The sequence below is a fragment of the Fibrobacterota bacterium genome (genome assembly GCA_019509785.1).
Taxonomy (GTDB): domain Bacteria; phylum Fibrobacterota; class Fibrobacteria; order UBA11236; family UBA11236; genus Chersky-265.
The window spans coordinates 26,084-46,805 of record JAEKLQ010000024.1 but is presented as its reverse complement, the minus strand read 5'-3'; the positions used below and the strand labels follow the sequence as shown (position 1 = coordinate 46,805).

Annotated in this window: 13 protein-coding genes; 10 read left to right on the top strand and 3 right to left on the bottom strand. The window is 64.0% G+C overall.

Annotated features, from left to right (window positions below; all coding sequences use genetic code 11):
- Positions 1-12 precede the first annotated feature (12 nt).
- The 7 genes from JF616_03270 (at position 13) to JF616_03240 (ending at position 8,363) form a co-directional block, all read left to right on the top strand.
- Positions 13-741 (top strand): hypothetical protein, encoded by a 729-nt coding sequence (locus tag JF616_03270; GenBank protein MBW8886757.1) that lies wholly within the window; start codon positions 13-15, stop codon positions 739-741.
- Entirely contained in the window at positions 738-2,948 is a 2,211-nt protein-coding gene (locus JF616_03265; GenBank protein MBW8886756.1) for an Ig-like domain-containing protein, read from the top strand. The genes JF616_03270 and JF616_03265 overlap by 4 nt, the downstream gene beginning before the upstream one ends.
- 116 nt (positions 2,949-3,064) lie before the next feature.
- Positions 3,065-3,505: a putative toxin-antitoxin system toxin component, PIN family gene (locus JF616_03260; GenBank protein ID MBW8886755.1), complete on the top strand. Its 441-nt coding sequence runs from the start codon at positions 3,065-3,067 to the stop codon at positions 3,503-3,505.
- Positions 3,495-3,755, top strand: a complete 261-nt coding sequence (locus JF616_03255; GenBank protein MBW8886754.1) for a toxin-antitoxin system HicB family antitoxin — start codon at positions 3,495-3,497, stop codon at positions 3,753-3,755. The genes JF616_03260 and JF616_03255 overlap by 11 nt, the downstream gene beginning before the upstream one ends.
- Before the next feature lie 112 nt (positions 3,756-3,867).
- Positions 3,868-4,752, top strand: a complete 885-nt coding sequence (locus tag JF616_03250; GenBank protein ID MBW8886753.1) for an NmrA family NAD(P)-binding protein — start codon at positions 3,868-3,870, stop codon at positions 4,750-4,752.
- 129 nt (positions 4,753-4,881) lie between these two features.
- Entirely contained in the window at positions 4,882-5,619 is a 738-nt protein-coding gene (locus tag JF616_03245; GenBank protein MBW8886752.1) for a hypothetical protein, read from the top strand.
- 92 nt (positions 5,620-5,711) lie between these two features.
- Positions 5,712-8,363 carry a tetratricopeptide repeat protein gene (locus JF616_03240; GenBank protein ID MBW8886751.1) on the top strand — a complete coding sequence of 884 codons (2,652 nt, stop codon included), beginning with the start codon at positions 5,712-5,714 and terminating at the stop codon, positions 8,361-8,363.
- Between the two features lie 19 nt (positions 8,364-8,382).
- Here JF616_03240 and JF616_03235 read toward each other — a convergent pair whose 3' ends face one another.
- Positions 8,383-10,638 carry a hypothetical protein gene (locus JF616_03235; protein MBW8886750.1) on the bottom strand — a complete coding sequence of 752 codons (2,256 nt, stop codon included), beginning with the start codon at positions 10,636-10,638 and terminating at the stop codon, positions 8,383-8,385.
- Positions 10,635-11,504: a hypothetical protein gene (locus tag JF616_03230; protein MBW8886749.1), complete on the bottom strand. Its 870-nt coding sequence runs from the start codon at positions 11,502-11,504 to the stop codon at positions 10,635-10,637. Before JF616_03230 ends, JF616_03235 begins: the two co-directional genes overlap by 4 nt.
- 271 nt (positions 11,505-11,775) lie before the next feature.
- Here JF616_03230 and JF616_03225 point away from each other — a divergent pair, with 271 nt between their 5' ends.
- Genes JF616_03225 through JF616_03215 form a run of 3 tightly spaced genes read left to right on the top strand, consistent with a single transcriptional unit; the run spans position 11,776 to position 18,119 of the window.
- Entirely contained in the window at positions 11,776-14,583 is a 2,808-nt protein-coding gene (locus tag JF616_03225; GenBank protein MBW8886748.1) for a DUF3160 domain-containing protein, read from the top strand.
- Positions 14,559-16,091, top strand: coding sequence for a CapA family protein (locus JF616_03220; protein MBW8886747.1), 1,533 nt, complete (start codon positions 14,559-14,561; stop codon positions 16,089-16,091). Before JF616_03225 ends, JF616_03220 begins: the two co-directional genes overlap by 25 nt.
- Positions 16,092-16,094: 3 nt before the next feature.
- Positions 16,095-18,119 (top strand): hypothetical protein, encoded by a 2,025-nt coding sequence (locus tag JF616_03215; GenBank protein MBW8886746.1) that lies wholly within the window; start codon positions 16,095-16,097, stop codon positions 18,117-18,119.
- A gap of 29 nt (positions 18,120-18,148) precedes the next feature.
- On the opposite strand, the gene JF616_03210 is transcribed toward JF616_03215, so the two are convergent.
- The gene (locus tag JF616_03210) at positions 18,149-20,617 is read right to left on the bottom strand and encodes a glycosyl transferase (protein MBW8886745.1); all 2,469 of its coding nucleotides are present in this window, start codon (positions 20,615-20,617) and stop codon (positions 18,149-18,151) included.
- Between the last annotated feature and the right edge of the window lie 105 nt (positions 20,618-20,722).

Below are 20,722 nucleotides of genomic sequence, written 5' to 3'. Positions count from 1 at the left end.
TATGCTGGTCGCGTGACCCGCTGCCTTTGCATCGCCTTTTTCCTCTGCCTTGCCTGCGCGCGCATGCCGCGCGCCGAAGGCGGCCTGCTGCCCGACGGGCACCTCGATACCGCCGCCGTGCGCGACGGCTACTTGCGGGCGGACATGCCGTTCGTGCGTTCGGCCCTGGAAGGCTTCATCAAGAACCATCCCCACCAGGTCGGGGCGCAAGAGAAGGTGTTCACCCATCTCTACCTGGGCGCCATCTACGCGGGCGAGAAGGACGGGCGCGCCAAGGCGGAGGCCCATTTCCGCGCGGCTCTCAAAGCCGATCCGTACTCCGATCCGGCCGACCTCTATTTGCCGCCGGCGACCAAAACCTGGTTCGAACGTTTGCGCGCCGATGTCCTGCGGTCCCAAGCCCAACAGGATCCTTCCCCTACGCCCGGCACCTTGCCGGCAACTCCCGCCCCGACCGCCCCGCCCGTTCCGGATAAGGCCCTCCGACAAGCTCCGCCTGCCTTGCCAAAGGAGGCCGTTCCCGATACGCCTATGATCGTCCGGCCCCCGGATCCGGATCGGTCCCGAGGTTCCGACTCCGGGCCTTCGCCTCAGGATGCGTCCCTGGCGGCCTCCCCTTCCAGGGGTTGGCTGTGGTGGACCTTGGGCGCGGCCGCGGCCGGAGCCGGCGCGTTGACCTGGGTCGAGTTGGACGCCAAGCCCAAACCCCGCCACGTCCAAGTGGATGCCACCCTGAAATGAAAAACCTGATCTTATCCGCTCGCGCCGGCCTCGCCGCGTTTTGCGCCTTGCTCTGGGCCTGCAATCTCTCCGAGGCCCCTAGGCCGACCTTGCTTTCCCTGCGGCTGGACGACTCGCTGGCGACCTACGACAGCATCCGGGTGGATATCCTCTACCCGAACGGCAAAACCTTCAAGGACGGCGTGTTCCACGGCCGTTATGCCCCCGGGAAAGATCATGCCTTGCGCGATCTGGATCTGGGAAGCGACGCGCCTTCCGTTTACCAGGTCCTGATAACCGCCTACCGCGACACCGCCCGCGCCCTGGTCTTCGCCGTGAAGGTGGGGCCGAACGGCCCCGAAGCGCCCCAGGTGCTGGTGCGGGGGGCCGCGAACGATACCGGAAGCCATGGGCAGGGGGAAACGCCGCCGTTACGGGTGGCCCTGCTCACCCCTTCCCCGATGTTCCTGGCCTCGGAGAGCCAGGCCGTGCCGGCGCAAGCCGAGGTGCAGCCCAAAGGCGCCGATCCGGCCTTGCTCTGGTCTTCCTCCGATTCCGCCGTCGTGCGCGTGGACGGGGGCGGGATGCTGTTCCCGGGAATCCCGGGGGAAGCGGACGTCACTGCGCGTTCGCGGCGCGATCCGGCCTTGTCCGCCATTCTCCACGTGAAGGTTTCCTCGACCGTCAAGGCGCGCGGACTCACGCTGGCGCCTACCCAAGCGGTCCTCTTCGTGGGCGGGCCGTCCTTGCAATTGGATGCGCAGGCGACCCCGGAAGGCTCCCAGGCGAACCTCATCTTCGCGAGCCTTAACGTGGCGGTGGCGCAAGTCTCGTCCACCGGCTTGGTCACCGCCATCGCGGAAGGGTCCGCCGACGTGACGGGCTTTATCGAAAGCCAGCCGTCCCTGTCGCTGACCTGCCACGTGGTGGTCAAGCGGGACGTTCCCGTGCTCGAGGTCGGCGCGGATCGCAGCGCTCGGCCGGGGGATACCGTATCGTTCCCGATCAAGGTGACCCAGGAATATGGTTCCGTTGCGGTATTGAAATGGGATCTGGACGGGGACGGGAGATGGGACGATTCCACCGGGCAAGGGACGGCCGCGCCGCGGCGCGCCTATGACGGGAAAGACAGCGTGGTGACGGCCATTTTCTCGGTGCGCGATAGCGAAGGGAACGTGGCGCAGGCTTTCGTATTGGTGCACGTGGGAACGGGATCGCGGGTGGCCGCTCCCGCTTTCGGCGCGGGCACGACCGCCTCGCCGACCGCCAATCCCCGGCCCACCTGGGCCTGGACCGGCGCTCCGGGAGGCACGGGCCGCTTCCGTATCTCCCTGGATAACGGGCCGGAGCGCGACACGCGCGCGACCACCTTCACCGCCGATTCCCTGCGCGATGGCGAGCATACCCTGGTCTTGCGCGAACTGGACGCGTTCGGAAGCTCCTCGCCGAACGTAGAACGCGCCATCCGGGTCATCACCGCCGGCCCCAAGGTCGCCATCCAATCGCCATCCCGCGGAACCCTGACCAATGCCGCCTTCGTCGAAGTGATCTGGACGGAGCAGGCCCTCGGCGGAACCTTGATCCAACATTCGGATGGCGAGGATCTCTCCGGCAAGCAAGGCCGCATCGCCATCGTGCGATCGGCGCGGGACTCCGTGGGCAACCGGGGCGCGGATACGACCTTCGTCCTTAGGGATACGATCGCTCCCGCGGCCCCTGCCTTCACCGTGGCGTCTTCGCCGACGGTCGTCAACGCATCTTACTCCGGGCCGGTGCAATGGTCCTGGACGCGGACGGGCGATGCCGGCGATCGGTTCCTGGTCTCGCTGAACGGGACGACGGCGGCGGGTCAATCCGGAACCACCCTCATCCTTACGGCGCCCCAGAACCAGACCTATTACCTCGAAATCCGCGAAACGGATTCGGCCGGCAACCTATCGCCGCCCGTGAGCCGGTCGATACAAGTGGATCGGCTTCCGCCGCCGCCGCCCGCCGTGTCGGGCGCGTACGGGGCCGGGCCCGCATGGAACTGGTCCCCCGGATCCGGCTCGGACGGCGCGCGGATCTTCCGCTACCGGTTGTCCACGCAGACCGATTGGTCCCCGGAAACGCAAGCGGTCGCCTACGTGCCCTCGGGCCTGCCGGCGGGAAGCTATACCCTGCAAGTGGAAGAAAAGGACATGGCGGGCAATTGGTCCGATCCCGGCGCCCTCACGTTGAAGCCCTAAGCCCAGCATCCATTGAAGCTTGGTTGAAGCAGCTATTCTGGTAGGGAAAACCTAAAAACCCCAGGAAACCATAGCAATTTATTGACTCGTGATAGCGCATACGCTATCTTGTAATCGTGCTTGTCGTGTTAGACACTAACGTTCTTTTCCAATCCCTATACAGTTCGGAGGGCGCATCTCACTTCATTCTGGGCCTCATCCGGCATCAAAAGATTAAGCTGGCCCTCTCCCTCAAGGTCTTCGCTGAATATGAAGAAGTTTTAAAAAGGAAAAAAAGCCTTAAGGATTTTGGCATGGGAGTAGAGGACGTGGAGCATGTCTTATCGTTTCTCGCCTATATCGGAAGACCATTCGATACGCATTTCCACTTCAGGCCCAACCTGAGGGATGAAAGCGACAACATTTTTGTGGAGCTTGCCGTCGCAAGCGGGGCTCAATTCGTGATTACGAATAATGTTCGCGATTTTACCCATCATTCGCAATTGCGTTTTCCTGATTTTTTAGTCGCGACGCCATCCAGCTTCGTGAAAGGGTGGAGGAAAAGAAATGAAAAGTAAGCAGAGTACCTTAATCATCCGGCTTCCGAATGAACTTAAACACAAGGTTGAGCTCATGGCGGACGAACAAGGCGTTTCGCTTAATCAATTCGCGCTTTATGCTTTTACCAAGGAAGTCATCCAGTCCGAAACCCAGAGCTATTTCCAGGATATTTGGAAGGACAAAACCAAAAAGGAGATCTTGGGTGATTTTGATGCGGTGATGAAAAAGGTTGGCAAGAAAAAGGCGCCTGATTGGGATAAGATTTAAGGCCAGCTTCGCATCCGGTCACCGGCACGTGCCCCGGTCACGCTTCGGTGCCTTCTTGCCCTTGGCTCCGCCCGAAGGTATTTTCGCCCCACCCTCAACAAAGGATAGGGCTATGTACGTAATCACCGGAGCGACGGGCAAAGTGGGCGGCGGCATCGCGGAACGGCTGCTCAAAGAAGGCAAGCAGGTGAAGGCGATCGGGCGCAGCCAGGACAAGCTGGCGAAGCTGGCCAAGCAGGGCGCGCAGACGGCGGCGGGCGATTCCGCCGACGCGGTTTTCCTGGCCAAGACCTTCGCGGGCGCGGAATGCGTCTTCCTCATGGTTCCCCCCGATTTGGCTTCCAAGGACATCCTGGCGCATTACGAGCGCTTCGGCGAGGCCTTGGTGAAGGGCCTCAAGGAATCGGGCGTGAAGTCGGCGGTGGTTTTGAGCAGCGTCGGCGGCGATATGCCCAAGGGCAACGGGCCGGTGGCGGGCCTCTACCGCCTGGAGCAGAAACTGAACGCCTTGACGGGCGTGGATATCCTTATCCTGCGGCCCGGTTATTTCATGGAAAACCAGTACGGCAGCATCGGCATGATCAAGGGCATGGGGATCAACGGGGGGCCCTTGAAAGGGGATGTCGCGTTCCCGCAGATCGCCACCCGCGACATCGCCGAGTACGCCGCCAACCGCATGCTGAAGAAGGATTGGAAGGGCCGGGAGATCGCCCCGCTCATGGGGCCCAAGGATTTGACCATGAACGAAGCGACCGCCGCCTTGGGCAAGGCCATCGGCAAGCCCGATCTCAAGTACGTGCAATTCCCCTACGAGGACGCCTTGAAGGGCATGATGGGAGCCGGCATTTCCCAGAGCGTGGGCGAGAGTTTCATCGAGATGAACAAGGGCTTCAACGAAAAGACCATATCGATTCCGAAGCGCACTCCCGCCGCCACCACGCCGACCACCGTCGAGCAGTTCGCGAAGGAATTCGCGCAAGTCTACCAAGCGTCCTGAACGATTTCTTCCCGCGGCCGGGGAGTCCCCTTCGCAAGAAGGGGACTCCCCGGCCCGCTCCTTCGATAACCAATAAAATTGTCCCCTAAAAATACCGATGGTAAACCGGATTAATTGTAAAATTCAGGGATGATGAATCGTTCGATCCGGATTGGGCTACCGGCCTTGGCCATGATCGGTTTCTGCCTGTCCCCGAAAATCATTTCGGGAGACGTAGCCGGCGTCGAGCCCACCGCCTTGCAGGAACGCCAGCAGTATATCGCCCAGATCAAACGGCCCGACAAGGAAATGCGGAACCGCGGCGGCGAGTCCATGCGTTCCTTCTATGTCGCCAGGCTGGCCGGATTGGATAAGTCCGTCCTCGATGCGGCGACGCAAACCCTTTTCGCCGATTTGATCGAGAAGGACGAGGATGAATGGGTCAGGCTCGAAGCCGCCGCCGAAGTCCCTAATCTCCCCTTGGCCGAGGAACTGGTTCCCAGGTTCATCCGCCTGTTGGAAAAATGCCGCAAGGATGAACGCGTCAACTTCCGGGTCCTTGCCTCCCAATCTCTTTTGAAAATCGCAAAGAAGCGCAACCGGACGAACGAAGCAGCCGAAAAAACCTTGGCTGAAATCGCCCAGGGCCGGGACATGGCCAAGTGGAAGGTGATGATTCCTCTCCACAATGTGGGCACCATGGCCATGGATCCCTCCAGCAAAACCCAAATCCCTATCGAAGAATTCTTCAAGATGACTCTGCGCAACCAAGCCATCTTCGCCCTCTCGCTCGCTAAAGACGATTTCTCCAAAAAGACGCTTACCGATTTGGCTAAAGACGGCAATACCTGGGCGAGTGAAACCGCGAGATCGGTGTTGGCCCATTAAGGGGAATGGGCTGTTTCGACCCGGCTTCCTCCCCTGCATTCCCCATTTTCCGGCAGCCGCCTTCCCTCAAAGGACCTAGGTTTACCGGACCTATGCATTTGAGCTTCGCTTTGCGTTTCGGCCTTTTGGCCGCGGCGGCCTTGGGGCCATTGTCCGCGCGGCCCAGGGCGGGGGATTTGCATGGCCGCGTGGTCGATCGCGGCACCATGCGGCCCGACGGGTCGGCGCGCGGCATCGGCGGGGTGCAAGTGTCCGTGTACGATGGGCAAAAGAAGATCGGCGCCGCGGTAACGAATGGGCGCGGCATCTATCGCATCCGCAAGGTGGCCGTCCCCAACGTCAAGGTCGTCTATCTCGCGCGGAACTGGCGGCCCGAACAAGTCTTCCGTTTCTATCATCTCTCCCCTTCCGATACTTCCGCCCGGGACGTGTACGTCGATGCGACCCCCCATGAGAAGCCGGCCAAAGCGCCCAAGTCCGGCAAGCCGGACAATGCCCGCGAAGCCAAGGCGGCCGCCTCCGGATATTATCCGGGCCTGGCGCGGGGCTTCCTGACCCTGGTCCACCAGGAAGCTTTCTTCCGGGAGAACGCGGAGGACTCGGTGGTCCACCTTTCCGCCTTCTTCGACGGGCGCGATACCTCCACCGCTTATACCGGAGCGATGTGCGAATTGTTGTGGGCGGAATTCCTCTCGCAAGATCGCCCCATCGAAACGCGCTATTACCTGGCCTCCGCCCTGTATCCCTTGCTCGACTCCCTCGGTTGGGGACGGCTCGGGGGGATGAAACGTTACCTCGAGGTGGATCCGGAAACGGTGCGGGAAGTCTCCGCCTCCTTGCGCGCCGCCGTCCGCGAGCCTCGTAAGCTTCCCGGCCCCAAGGAAGTCCGTAAGACCAAGGCTCCCGTCGAACTGGTCTCGCAAATCGCATCGGAATTGTTGGCCGATCCCGCCCTCCCGGAAAAAGCCAAAGATCGCTTCCTGGCGCGCTGGAAGAAAGCCTGGGGGAAGGACGCGCCCGGTTACCGGGACGAGGGCGACGAGGCTTCCTTCAAGCCCAGCGCCTTGATGGGCCGCATCGCCACGGCGCGACCGCAGAACGCCGAAGTCCAGTACCTGAAAGGGCGGGGGCTCTTCGCCAAAGGCGATTTCTCCGGCGCCGTCGATGCCTTGGAGCAGGCCAACAAGCTGGTGGTGAGCGGCCATCCCTCGGCGCGCTACCTGGAGGCCGAAGCCTTGATGCGCCTGGGACGCGAAGCCGAAGCGCTCGGGCGCTTCCAGGCCTTGCGGGAAGCGCCGGATCCCTATTGGAAGGCGAAGGGTTCCTACGGCGTCGCCGTTCTGGCCGAGAAGGAAGGGCGTCATTCCGAAGCCGCCAATGCCCTCTGGAAAAGCGTGCGCCTGTCGCCCTTCCCCGAAGCCATGGATCTGCTCGCGGAAATCTCGCTTAGGCTTACCGATCGGGGCGAGATCGAAAAGCTACTGCAAGAGCGCGCCCAAACCGGCGATCCGCGCTCCCACTATTGGCTGGGCCGCATCGCCGAGGCGGATACCCAACCGGGGGTGGCCCTGGATCATTACAAGAAGGCCTGGGAGGCGACGCCGGCTCCCGAGTACGCCGAAGCCCTGGCCCGCTTGAGCATCGCCCAGGACGAATTCGGATCCGCGTTATCCCTGCTCGAGCCGTTGCGTACTTACCTGACGCCCTCGGGACATGCCTCTTTGGCCGAATGCCTGCTCCAGGCCGGGCGCTCGGCGGATGCCGCCAAGGAATTCAAACCCCTCTACGAAGCCAAGCCGACTCCGGAATTGCTCTCCCGCTACGTGGAGGCGCTCTTGCGCGCCAATCGGCCCGGCGAGGCCTTGTCGGTGGTCCGCGCTTTCCCCGATCCTACCCATCCCAAGGCGCGCTTCGCCTTGGCCCGCGCCCAGATCGGCAACCATCGCTCCGACCAGGCCCGGCCCATCCTGGAAAGCCTGTCCAAGCAGGAAGAGAACAACGCCGACTACCATCATTATCTTGGGCTCTGCTATTACGAGGATCGCAATTGGTCCAAGGCCAAAGGCGAATTCGACGAGGCCCTCAAGTATCGGCAGGATTACCTGGAAGCGTTGTATTACACAGGCTTATGCGCGGTGAAGCTCGGGCGCCCCGAGGCGGCGCGGGAATATTTCAACGAGCTGGCCCAGCGCGCTTCGCCCGAATGGAAGGCCAAGGGCCTCTTGGGAGTGGGCCTTTCCTTCGCCGCCCAAGGCAAGCCCGAAGCCGCCGAGAACTTCTACGCGCGATCGCTGCTGGCGGTGGAGGGCGCCGAGGCCCAGGCCCTGCTGGCCTTGTCCAAGCGCCGCCTGGGCGCGCCGGAGCAATGGGTGCCGTTGGCCCAAAAGGCTTACGCCCTCGACCATTCCGAACCGAAGGCGGTGGTGGCGATGGGCGAGGCCTTGTTGGCGCAAGGCAAGAAGCGCGAGGCCCTCAAGCATTACCAGGAAGCTCTGATCGATAACCCCAACTCCTGCGACCTGCTGGCCGGCCTGGCCCGGGCGCAATCGGTGACGGGGGATTATACCGGCGGCCGTCACAGCAGCGACAAGGCCATCTCCATTTGCCCGCAGGAACCGGAGCCCTATTATTGGGCCGGTTACGCTTCGGACAAGGCGGGCAACCGCGACGAGGCCCGGGATTTCTTCAAGGCCTTCCGGAAGGCCGGCGGCGACGTGGCCCTGCTGCCCGAAGACTACCGTTAGCGAGCCGCGCCATCATCCGCTAGGGATACACGCGGATCCCGTCCAGGAAAGCCGACCCGTCGGATTGGAACTGCACGTGGGAGTCGGCGGCCGGCTTGCCCGCGGGGGTCCTCGTGAGGGTGCCTGATCCGGACATATCCTGCCCGAAGAAGTAGAGGCCGGTAGCCAAGGCCGAACCCTTGCCGTCTACGTCCCGTTCGGAAACCTGGTAGGCACCGGAGGCGGCCGTCCAGGTATAGGTCCGCTTCACCCCGCCCACGGTCCTTTCCAGAACCGCCGAATCACCCGCCAAGCGCATCAGTAGGGTGTCCGAACCTTCGATCCGCGTCAGCACCAGATCCTTGCCGTCGGCCACGGCAGTAACGTGCGCGGTACTGGTGTCCTTCCCGCCCACGCGCTTGACGCGGTAATCGCCGGTTCCCTTGGCCGCATCCACCTGGCCCCAGGAGATTTCCCGCGCCCGCGTTTCGCCCTTCGGCCCCAGGAAGGCGGTGGTATCGGCGAAGATCCCCGAGGCGGCATCATAAGCGCCGGAATTGCGTGCTTCCGGTCCCAGGACCTGGGTGTAATTCCCCGATCCGCCCGAGGCGCCGCTGCCGGTGGAAATCGCCGAGTCGCCGCTTTCGAAGTAATCGGTGCGCCGCCAATCGCTCGCCGAACCCGAGGCGCCGAACTCCTGGTACCAAACCGTGCGGATAAGGCTCTTGGAAGAGACGGGATTGCGCCGTTCTTCGCGCGTCAGGGTTCCCGCCGATGCGGCCTGGCCGGGCGCGAACGGGACGGTGGCGGTCAGCAATTCGGAGGAGGAGATCGCGGCCACGCCCGGCCGGTTCCAGGTCTGGGAATAGGTTTGGGTGAGCTTGTCATCGGAAGGATCGCCCAGCTCCCCGGGTATCATCCAGGTTACCCTGAGGGCGGAGTCGGCATCGCCCCGGGCGGCCTGTCCCGTCAAATCCCATTTCTCCCAGATTTGCGCCGTATCCGCCGGGCCGAACGCGTCCTTGCCGGGAACGCGGGAAAAGACCTTTAGCTTGCGCCCGTCGAGGTATTCGCGCGCCGATGCGTAAGCGGCCACCTTCGCGTCCGCACCGCCCGGTCCCGATAGGATCTGGGCCAAGCTGTCGGTCCAGGCCTTCACGCTGTCGTTGGCGGGATATTCGTTCACGATGTAGGCGCGATTGCCGCCCGCGGCCGCCGCGGGATCGAAGTAGAACCCGTCGCCATCGCCGTCGCCGTATCGCGTCAACGCCAGGGTATGCCCGGTGACATCGATGGTCTGGCTGTTGTAGGGATAGCGCTCATTATCGTCGGCGGCGAGGAAGTCGCCGTCGGCGCCGGGCCCGAAGCTTTCGTGATCCAGCCGGAACACGCCCGTCCCCAACTGTACGTAGGCATCGCGGTTCACCCGCACCTTTTTCCCGGCGGCGGCGGTCAGGACGAAACCGTCCCCGTCGCCATCCAACAGCCGGTCCCACGAGACCATTTTGCCGCCCACGAACACCGTGTCCGTCCATCCCGTATCCGAGCCGGGACCGATGCTATCGTAGAAGTTGGTGAAGCCATGCACGGTATGATGGACGGATTTCCAGGCGGTGTCGGCATGGACGGTGATCCATTGCTTACGGAGACGGATCCTGGTGCCCGGAGTGGCTTCGTTCAGCATCCCGTCGCCGTCCTCGTCGGAAATGGCATAGGCCAGGCGCGCCCCGTTGGCGTAGTCGCGCGTGCCGGAATGGCCCAGCACGGTGCGATTGTCGGGCCCGTACGGCCATTTGTACACCAGGGTGTCGCGGGCCTCCACCGCCGCGCCCGCTTCCGTCTGGAGGAAGGCGTGCACCCAGAGGATATGCCCATGGGAGGAGTCGTCCAGGACGAACCAGGAGGAATCGCCGCCGGCGGCGGCAGCGGAGATTTTGCCTAAGACGGCGCGCTTGAGCAGGGCCGTGGCGATGTCGGGCTGGCGCTTGGGCGATAAGTCCTTGGCCGATATCGGGACCGGGGTCCCCAAGACGGGCGTGCCTGCTCCCGGCTGGGCCGCCGGTTGCGCGACGCTGCCCTTGGACGCCATCAGGCGCACATGGGAGGACGCTTCGCGATTGGCCTGGTAAGCGGGCAGCAGCATGGCGGCGGCGGCGCTATCGGATTCGGCCTGGGCCTTGGCGGCGTTTTCCTGTTGCTTCGATCCATCGTCAGAAGAAGCAGGATTCTTGGTGCAACCGGCCATGACGATGGCGAGCAGGGCGGCCGCGGCAATTAGGACGGAGCGAGCGTTCATTGGGCGGCTCCTTTCAGCAGCACGGTGCCCGGCAAAGTGCCATTGACGTTTATTTTCCCGACCTTACCCAAGGTGACGGAAATCTTGCTGGACCCGGTGGTCGGGCCCACCCAGCCCAGGGTCACCGATTTGGTATCGTCGGTGCCCGCCGAGACGGTAAAGGTGGTCGTGCCCGTGTAGAGGAGGGTGTTGGTGGCGGTATTGACGTCCCCGTAGGCTTCGAGCACCACCGCATGGCTGCCGATTCCCACGTAATCGAAGTACAGGCTGACGGTTTGCAGGGCCGGGTAGTACGCGGAAGCGGAGGAGTCCGCCTTGATGACGCCGTCCAGTTTCATGACCAGGCGCTTGAATTTCACCACGTCCTTGCCCGTGCCCGCCGTCGCCGAGGCGATGCTGTCGGGCAGGGTGTTGAAATTGGCCTGGTACATGGCGAAGCGGGAGACCAGGCTAAGGCTCACCACCGCGGTATCGGCGGGCTTGACGTAGAAAGCGGCGGTGGAACCCTGGTGGACCACCGAGTCCTTGGAATCCTTGCTGGTGGCCGTGAACGTCCAGTTGCGCAGCGGCTTCAAGGTAAACGTCCGGGTTACCGTAACCTGGGAGTTCCCGGAAACGGTGGATGTGTCCCGGATGGTGTCGGGCGGGGTGGCCGCCGAGACGCCCACGATGATGAGCTTGGACAGGGAGATGGCGTCGGTCTTGGCGAGGGCGCCGACCTTGCCGAGGACGACCGTAGTGTTGCATTGGGCCTGCGGCACCTTGGTGGCATCGACCGTGGGCTCGGCAGGGGCCGTGCCGCAACTGGTCAGCGCGGCGACGAGGCCGGCGAAGAGCATGCAGGCCCCGATGGCTTGGGGGTCCAAGGAGAACGCCCTGGGAAAGTCCAGGACAATAAATGGGAAAGGTCTCCGGCGGTTCGGCATCCGTGCGTCTCCGAGGAATAGGGTGTGCGGGTCGATCCGTGATTCGCTTCACAAGGATATCGGCCGGCGCGCCCGAAAGGTAAGGGGGTGGCGGCAGTTTATTTCCGCCGGGGGGCGTCGTATGTCATTCTGGGGTCGGGGGATAGGGGTTCGCCTTAGGCACGGATCCGATCTATCTTTTCACGGCGCATTCATCGCATTCGGGAGTCCCATGGGAAAACATCCGCCGTTCGCGCGCCCGGCCTCGCGCATTCCCTTCTGGATTTGCGTCCTGGCCCTATGCTTCCCCGCCTTCGCGCGCGGGGGCGATTTCTCGGGTCTGCCCGAACCCAGCGTCAGCCCCTCGCCCGATTCCGCCACGCGCTTACCCTTGGCTCCGGGCGACAAGGTGGTCGATCTGGACGCAGATCCCCGCGGAGGCCGGGCGGCCGTCCTGATCGAATCGGCAGGCGGCAGGCAAACGATCCGGATGTGGGATTTCACCGCCGCCAAACCGGACTCGGGTTGGCCGGTACCTCCCGATGTGCGCCTGCAATCGTTGGCGTGGCATCCTCTCGGGGTAGGGCTTTTCCTGTTGGGCCGAAAGGTGGGGAAGGCGGCAGTTTCCGTCATCCTGGCCTGGGATCCGGCAGCGCCAGGGAAGCCGCCGGAATGCATTTATGCTACGGGCAACGCCCTGCGACGCCTGGTGGCGGGTCCTCGGCCCTTCATCACCGGGCAAGGCCGCGACTCCCTCGCTTACCGTCTGTTCTTCGGCGCCAAGGGAACGGCGGGTTACGCCATCCGCAGCATCACCGAGTACGGGAAGTCGCCCTATCAGGCGATCGGCAGCGCCTTGACCGTCACCGGCAATATAAAGGATGAGGAGGCGCCCAGCCAGCTCATCGCCGCCTATGCCCTGCCCCTGGGTTTCCATCCCGCCGGGCATCTTATGCTCTGGCAGGATTCCGCCGGATGCTTCGAGGTCGCCGAGTATTACAAAGGCTGGGCGAACAGCCATGCCGTTCCCGGAAAGCCCTGCGGGGGTACCCTCACCGCTACCCCTAACGGGATGGGACTCTTGCATTGGCGTCCTGGAAAGCCGGGAGTGGAATTGTTGGGCCGCGACGGGCGCTCCCAGGGCACGCTGGCGCCCGCGTCCTCGTTCGCCTTCACGCCCTCTTCTACTCCGGACGGGAAAGGGCTGCTCGGGGTGCTCGCCGCGGAAAACGTTTTGGCCTACATCCCCGTGAAGGTCCCGCTGGCGGACGTCGTCAATGCCTGGATGTTCGCCGAAACGCCGGAAGACCAGAAAAGCCTGATCTCCGCCGGCGCCCTGTTCCGGAATTCAGACTTCGCGCAGATGTACAACCTGTACGATACCGAGAATTACGGTTGCGGGGATGGATATGATCGCGAAATCCCGACGCGTCCCTACCTGGTGACCACCGATATCTTCTGGGAGGTCTACGCCGCCGCCTATGAGGGCGTGTTTACCTTGGCGGAGCGGAAGAGCACTTTGCATGCGTTCTGGGATTTCATAACGGCCGCTTCGGAATATTACCGGCGGCAGGCTCCGCGATCCTATTGGGACGGCGTATTCGGGGCCTTGGCGGCCTTTAAGGCCGGCCGCACGGACGCCTTCGGGGAAGCGCCCCGCATTCTCGCGGCGCAGGGATCCTTCTCGTCCAGGCTGCTGGGCGGGAGCGTCGATTACGGGGAACTGAAACCCCGCGGGCATTACGCGTCCGATGACGAGTTCCGGGCTTATTTCAAAGGCTTCATGTACCTGACCCGTTTGGCCAGCGACACCGTTCGCCTCGCCGAACTCCGGTCCGCGCCCCCGGATTTGAAAGCGAAGGCGCTCGCCTGGATCCATCCTTACCGATCCTTCATCGCCCCATCCCGCTCGCCCCTGGTCTGGGACGAGGGCATGGCGATCCGGCCCGCCTTCGGGGGCGCGCCCCGTCCCGCCGTGTTCCCGCTTTCCTGGGGCATGGACAATGAGATCCTCAACTCCACCGTATACCATAAAAGCTGGCCACCGGAAAGGCAGATCATGGGGCCCAAAGGCCAGCGGGTGTTGTCTGCCGGCGTCGACCTTCCGGCCGCCCTGGGGAATCCCCTCGCGCTCACCGTGTTGGCGGAGGATAGGGCGGCGTATCCCAACCTCGACGCGGTGCTGCGGGAGTTGCGTACCCGGCCTTGGCCGCCCGAAGACGATTCGGCCAATCTGTATGACCGTTGGATGGGCGCGCTGCGCACGCAATGGGCCGATGCCCCGGCCCTTCCCGGGGGCGCGGCCGACTGGCGGACCTGGCCCGCCAAGCGTTTACAAACCGGGCTGGCGTCCTGGGCCACCTTGCGCCACGCCACCGTGTTGGTCAATGAGCGGACCGGAGCCGAATGCGGGGAAGGCGGATATGAAGAGATGATCCAGCGGCCCCCGCGGGGGTTCGTGGAACCCGACCCGCTTACCTTCGCCGCCTTGGCCGGCCTATTCGAAGCCACGGCCGCCAAGGTGCCGGCGGCGAGGCCGGGCGCTCCGGAAGCGGACAGGGCGTTGGGAAAAGGGCTACGCGAGCGTTTGCTGGCTTCCGCACTGGCGGCCCGGCGGATGCAGGAGATCGCGGATAAGGAACTGCATGGGGTAGCGCTGGACGACTCCGAATACGAGGACATCCTCACCATCGGCCGCGTGGCGGAGCACCATTTTCTGTTGTACAAATCGATCGGATCGGAAGACGATGGATTGATCAATCCGGACCCCATCCCCAAGATCATCGACGTAGCCTCGGGCCCCGACGGCTACCGGTTCGCGGCGGTAGGGCATCCGCTGGAATGGGATCAGATGGTTCCTTACTTCGGAAGGCGGGAGATGGTGAAGGGCGCGGTCTATTCCTACTACGAATTCGCGGGCCCGCATCTGTACGACGACAAGGAATGGCAGGCCGAGCTCGTCAAACGCAATCGACCGGATTGGATCCGGCCCTTCATCACGAACCGATCTCTCAGATGCCCGCCGCGCGCGCCGTTCTGACGCGGGGCTTGATGGCGCTGTCCGTCGCGCTCGCCCATCTGGCGCCCGCTTCGCCTCCCGCTCCCTCGCGAACCAAGGCGCCAGCGCAGGCCGCCCCGGAAAACCCGCGGTTCGTCTTCGTCGGGGACGTCCTGCTGGCCCGTGGCGTGATCCGTGAAAGGAATGATCGCGGGATCTCCCCGTGGCGGGATTGGACGCCGTTTTTGCAAGGCGCGGATTGGGTGATGGGGAACCTGGAAGGCGCGGTGGGCCCGGCCTCGGAGTGTTCCCCGGCGCCCGGTCCCTGCTTCGCCATCCCGGATAGCCTGCTGGAAGACATGCGGAACGCGGGTTTCACCGCGCTCTCGATGGCCAACAACCATGCCTTCGACTTGGGGCCCGCGGGATTCTCGCGCACGCGGGGGGCCTTGCGGGCCCACGGGATGCTCCCCGTGGGCTTCGAGGATTCGCCCCTCTTCCGCGTGATCGACGGGCGCGCCGTCGCCTTCGTGGCCATGACCTTGATCCCCGGCAAGGACGGCCGCGCGCAAACCCTGCCGGGCCTGGCCGAGGGACGCAAGCTGCGTTTCGCCCGGGCCTTCGCCGAACGCGTGATCGTGTTCATGCATTGGGGCGGCGAGCTGCGGGATTGGCCGGGGGAGGATCAAATCGCGGGCGCGCGTTGGCTCGCCAGCCGCGGCGCCGACCTCATCCTGGGCGCGCATCCCCACGTGGTCCAGCCCGATACCTGCGTGGCCGGGATTCCCGTCTTCTATTCCCTCGGCAACCACCTATTCGATCAGAAGTATCCGGATACGCGGCATGGAGAAGTGGCGGACTGCCGCTTGGAAGCCAAGGGATTCGTATGCCGGTCCCGCAAGACCGAAGCCGAGGCCGATGGCTTCTTCCCGCGGCCACCCGATGCGTACGGGGCCGATAATGCGGCTTCCTTGCTGCATTGCGCCGATTCCGTTCCCGTCCGCCCGCATCCCCTGGCTATCGTAGAGAGCATATGGCGCAACGACACGGCCTACTTGGAATGGTCAAGGCCGGGCGCGGAAGGCCGTCGCGTTCGCTGGAGCACTCCGGCATCGGAACTGCTTTGCGCCAGCCCCTTCCGATTGCGCGGCGATTCCGGTGAATACCTTTTCGCGCTCGAGCGGCATTACTCCAGCCTCGATCGGGAAACGGCGCCCCGCCCCTACGTATACCGATTGGGACCTGCGGGACCGGTGGCCAAGTGGCGCGGATCGGGACTGGCCTGGCCGCTCCTGGATGCGACGCCCTTGCCTTCGGAACCGGGAGTTCTTTGCGCCCTGCATCGGGGAGATTCGTTTCTGGTTCCGGATCCGACCGTGCGGACGACCCGGGTGGCCGCCTACCGCTGGAACGGCTTCGGGTTTTCCCTGGCGGCGGATGGGGCGCTGGTGAAGGCGTGCCGGGCGGAGCTCGGCGGGTTTGCTGGAGAGGAGACGGCAAAGTCGGCGAGGCAATTAGATTCTAGTCTACCGCCCTCCTCCGGAGACTGATAAATGGCCATTTCCCATCCTAAGCGATTTTTCGCGTGGTTGATCTTGGGTCTGCCGTTGGCTGCCGCCGCCCAATGGGTCCCTACCAACGGGCCCGCGGGCCCCGCCGTTCGCCGATTGGCCACCGATGGGATCTCCCTGTTCGCGTCCACCGGCGAATACCCGATCCTCCAATCCAAGGATCGCGGCGCCACCTGGCGCTACACGGGATCCGATGCCCCCGCTACCTATTTCGCCCGCGACATGGTCGCCCGGGGGGACACCCTGTACAACGCGGATGGGCACGGCGTGAGCATCCATCCCGGCGAAGGATCGGTTTGGCGCAGGGCGAATACGGGCCTCGGGACCGATACCAGCCTCGGCGCCATCGCTTTCGGCTGGGGCGGCCTCCTGGTCGTAACCGATTCGGTTAAGGTGTACCAATCCCTCGATCAAGGCGGCCATTGGACCCGTATGGATTCGGGAAACGCGGCGCAAAGGGCCGGGTGGATCAGCTTGGGCCAGCGTGGATCGGTATTGGCCATGGATGGGGACTGCGCCTATATAGCGGGAGCCGCGGGCATCCGCCTTTCCAAGGACCGTGGCCGCACTTGGAGCTCCAGCTGGCCGGAACCGAAGGACACCTCCGTACTAGCCGTCCTCGCCCAGCCTCCTTTGGTTTTCGCCATGACGGAGCTAGAGGTCTACCGTTCCCGCGACAGCGGCGCCTCCTGGGTGAGGCTATCGGTGGCGGGAGCGGGTGATTCCGGCGGTTTCACCTCCCTGGCCGGCTTCGGATCCCGGCTCTTCGCGGAACGATACCCGGGCGGTTTGTTTTCTTCATCCGATGCGGGGGAATCCTGGAGCCGTGATTCCGGTTCTCCTGATCTCCAAGGAAACCTTATGGAGGGAGGCCTGGTGGGGATCGGGGATGACCTCTTCGCGGGGAGCTCGGACGGCGTGTATCGGTCCTCCGATTTCGGGCGGACCTGGTCGGGCGAAAATGCCGGCATCGGCATCATCGGTACCCGCAACCTGGCGGCCGCAGGCCCGGGCCGACTGGTCGCGATCTGCTCGTATAGGAGCTATGGCTCCGGAGATCAGGGCCGCCATTGGCATCTCCTGCCCTCCCCGAATCCGAGTTCCATCGCGGGCGCCGGAGGAATCCTATTCTGCATCTCCACCGAGCCCGCGCTATACCGTTCCGACGACGGAGGGACGGTCTGGCGACGGCTTTATACCGCCTCGGAATTGGGCTCTCCCGTTTCCCGAACGAGTTTCGTCAAACTGGGTCCGGACCTGTTTCTTACCGGCTCGATGCCGGACGGGACCTTCCTGAAATTGCTGTCGCCCCCGCGGGCGGGTCAACCGCCGCCCCCCGATCCGCCCCCGTTGGTACCGAACGGGATGGCCCTCTGCGCCGGCGTCCCCTATGCCATCGTCCGTGATTCCCTCCTGCGTTACGACGCTGGCGGCCGGGTATGGATGCCCGTGCCTTCCAGGCCGTTTTCCGGCTTGGCTATCCTGGCATCGCAAGGCTCCGCCGTTTTGATCGGGACTGCGGGGAAGGCGATATGGCGCTCGGCAGATTCGGGGGCGACCTGGTTGAAGGTGGCCGATTCCTCCGCCTTCGGGCGCATCCACGCCTTGCTGGAGGTGGGCCAATCCGTCTTCGCGGCCACCGATTCGGGCGTGGCCGTATCGCGTAACGACGGGGCTTGGAGCGCGATGAACCAAGGATTCGAAACGGACTTGCCTTCCGCCCACGGATTCGGGACGATGGACGGGCTCGATCTCAAAATCGTGACCGCCCTTGCCGCCGAGGATGGATTTCTCTATGCGACAAGGGATACGGGCGTATGGCGCATTCCCGTGGACAGCACCGGCTCGGGATTCGTTCCCCGCCCGCGGGAAACGGGGAAGCGGCCGGCACGGTGGACGCTCTTGTCCGGGAGCGTCGGTTTCAATGGGATCCCCGGGGAAGCCATCCGGGACGCCCGCGGCCGTTCGCTCGGCAAGGCGCCATCCGCCGCGAATCCGCACCCGTAACCCCGGCGCTACCCCTGCGGGCGCGTCCCTTACCCCATCACCGCCTCGACGGTATGCGTCTTCCCATCCCCGAAGGCAGGCACCGCCGCCCCCGCGGGCAGGACCTTCCCGTCCACGCTCAAGGACTTCACGCCCTTGTTCACGCCCGACGGGTTCTTCACCGTGATGGCATAGGTGGCTCCGCGCCAGCGACGCATGGCGGAAAAGCCGCTCCAGGCCTTCGGGATGCACGGATCGATCATCAGCCCAGCATGCGCAGGGCGGATGCCGGCGATGTACTGGGTGGCCGCCTGGTAGCTCCACGAGGCCGTGCCCGACAGCCAGCTGTTGCGGGCCAGCCCGAATTGGGGATGCTCGTCGCCCAAGATGTTCTGCGGATACACGTAGGGCTCGCATTCGAAGGTCTCGATGCTCTCGTTGCGGGCCGCGGGATTGATCTGGTTGTAATAGCGCCAGGCCCGCTCGCCGTTGCCCATCATGCATTCGGCGATGATGACCCAGGGATTGGCGTGCAGGAAGATGCCGCTGTTCTCTTTGGCTCCCGGCGGATAGGTGGTGACGCCGCCCTTCTTGGGATCGAAGCCGTCGTAGCCGGGCGCGCTCAGCTTGATGCCGGCGGCGGTGTTCAACAGGCGGTTGACCGACTCCAGGGCCGCATGGGCGCGGTCCTCCGGGGCGAAGCCGGAAAGCACCGGCCAACTCTGGCCGTTGGTCCAGATCTTCCCCTTCTCGTTCTTATCCGATCCGATGGGCGCGCCGTCGGAATCGAACCAGCGGATCCACCAGGCCCCGTCCCAGGCGTGCTTGTTCACGCGATCCTTCATCTCCCCGTACCATGCGCGATACGTCTCCGCCTCCGCCGCGTTGCTCTGGAAATTGGCAAGGTCGATCAGTTCCAACAAGGCCTTGCCGTACAGGTTGGCGTTGAAGAGGGACTCCGCTCCCTTGCGCAGGTTCACGGTATCGTTCCAATCCGCGAAGCCCAGATGGGGCAGGCCGTGTTGGCCCACGTCGGTACGGGTGAAGGCCACCGAGCGCTTCAGATGCTCCAGCACCGAGGCGGACCCGGCCGCGCCGGCGGCGCCCTTGGCGCCATGCCCGCCCTTGGCCAGATCGTAGAAGGGAATCACCTCGTCCAGGAAGGCGTAATCGCCCGTCTCCTTGAGATAGGCGGCCACCGCCAGCACGATCCACAGGTGATCGTCGCCGTAGTATTGGGGCCGATCCTCGCCCTCGCGGGCGTCCCCCATGTTGGCTTCCATGGTCGAAGCGTAGAACTGATGCATGGCCTTGCCCTCGGGCAATTGCACCGCCAGCAGCTTACGCAATAGATCCTTGGCGTCCCCGGGCATATGGCCGATCACCGCCATGGTGTCCTGCGAGCTGTCGCGGAACCCGATACCGCGCCCGCCGAAGCCGAGCTGATAGAGGGACAAATCGCGCGACCAGTTCTTGGTCATGAAGCACTGCCGCGGGTTATGCACGTTCACCATGCTGTCGAAGGCGGCGTCCGGGGTCTTCACCTGCATCTGCGCCAGGTAATCCCCCCAGAAGGCGGACATGGTCTTGAGCTTCGCGTCCACGGCGCCCGGCTGGAAGTAAGGCTTGATGCGGGCGTAGGCGGCCGTCGCATCCGCTTCCTGCCCCAGGAAGACCGTGAAGCGGATCGACTGCCCTTCGGCGAGATCGCCCAGCTTCAACATCAGAGCGCCCACGTTGTCGCCGCGATGGGCTTCGTAATTCGACAATTCATCCTGCTGTAGGGAGAGGGGCGCGGAGAAATCGCCGTACTCGTTATCGCCGAGGAAGCGTTTGCGATCGCTCTCGAAACTGGAGAAAGGCAAGCTGGCCGTGAGGAAGTTCTCCGCTGAGCCACGCTTCATGAAGGCGTACTGGGACAAAAGTCGCCAGCCGTCGGGGGCGGTGCGGATGCGGCTCTGCATGGTCTGCGGTACCCAATCCGCATTCGTGAATTGCTTCAAGGCGTCGAAGTGGGTGTACTCGAACACGGGAATGGCGGACACGCCCTTGCGCGCGCCGGACTCGCAGGTCACCGTCACGTCCACCAGGTACAGGGCTTCGCCTTCGGGCACGAACATCACGGCCTCCACCTTGAGGCCGCGGTAACGCGAGATGAAGCGCGTATAGCCCATGCCCACGCGGCATTCGAAGCTTTCCAAGGGCTTCAAGGTCGGTGTGAAGAAAGGGGAAAAGACATGGTAGCGCTCGCCGCCCTGCCCGTTCCCGGCGCCGGCCGGCCCATCCTCGCGCCAACGCAGGTAAAGGGTCTGCCCCTTGAAATGGCTGGCGGGCGATTGGGGGAGGTATTTGGTGATGCGGTTGAGGGCGGGGTCGCCCTTGCAGAGCAGCAAGCCGCCGGTATGATCGACGAAGCCCCCGAACTTCAGGGTGCCCAGGTAATTGATCCACTTGACCGGGGTCTTGGGGGTGGTAATCACGTATTCGCGATGTTCGTCGTCGAAATATCCGCAGCGCATGTTTGTCCTTCCGGGCGGGCCCGAACCTAATAGTCCGACGCGAAAATAGGAATTGCGGTCCCCGGACGGGAACGGCCTCCGCCGGCGGGATTAGTGGGGGGACGG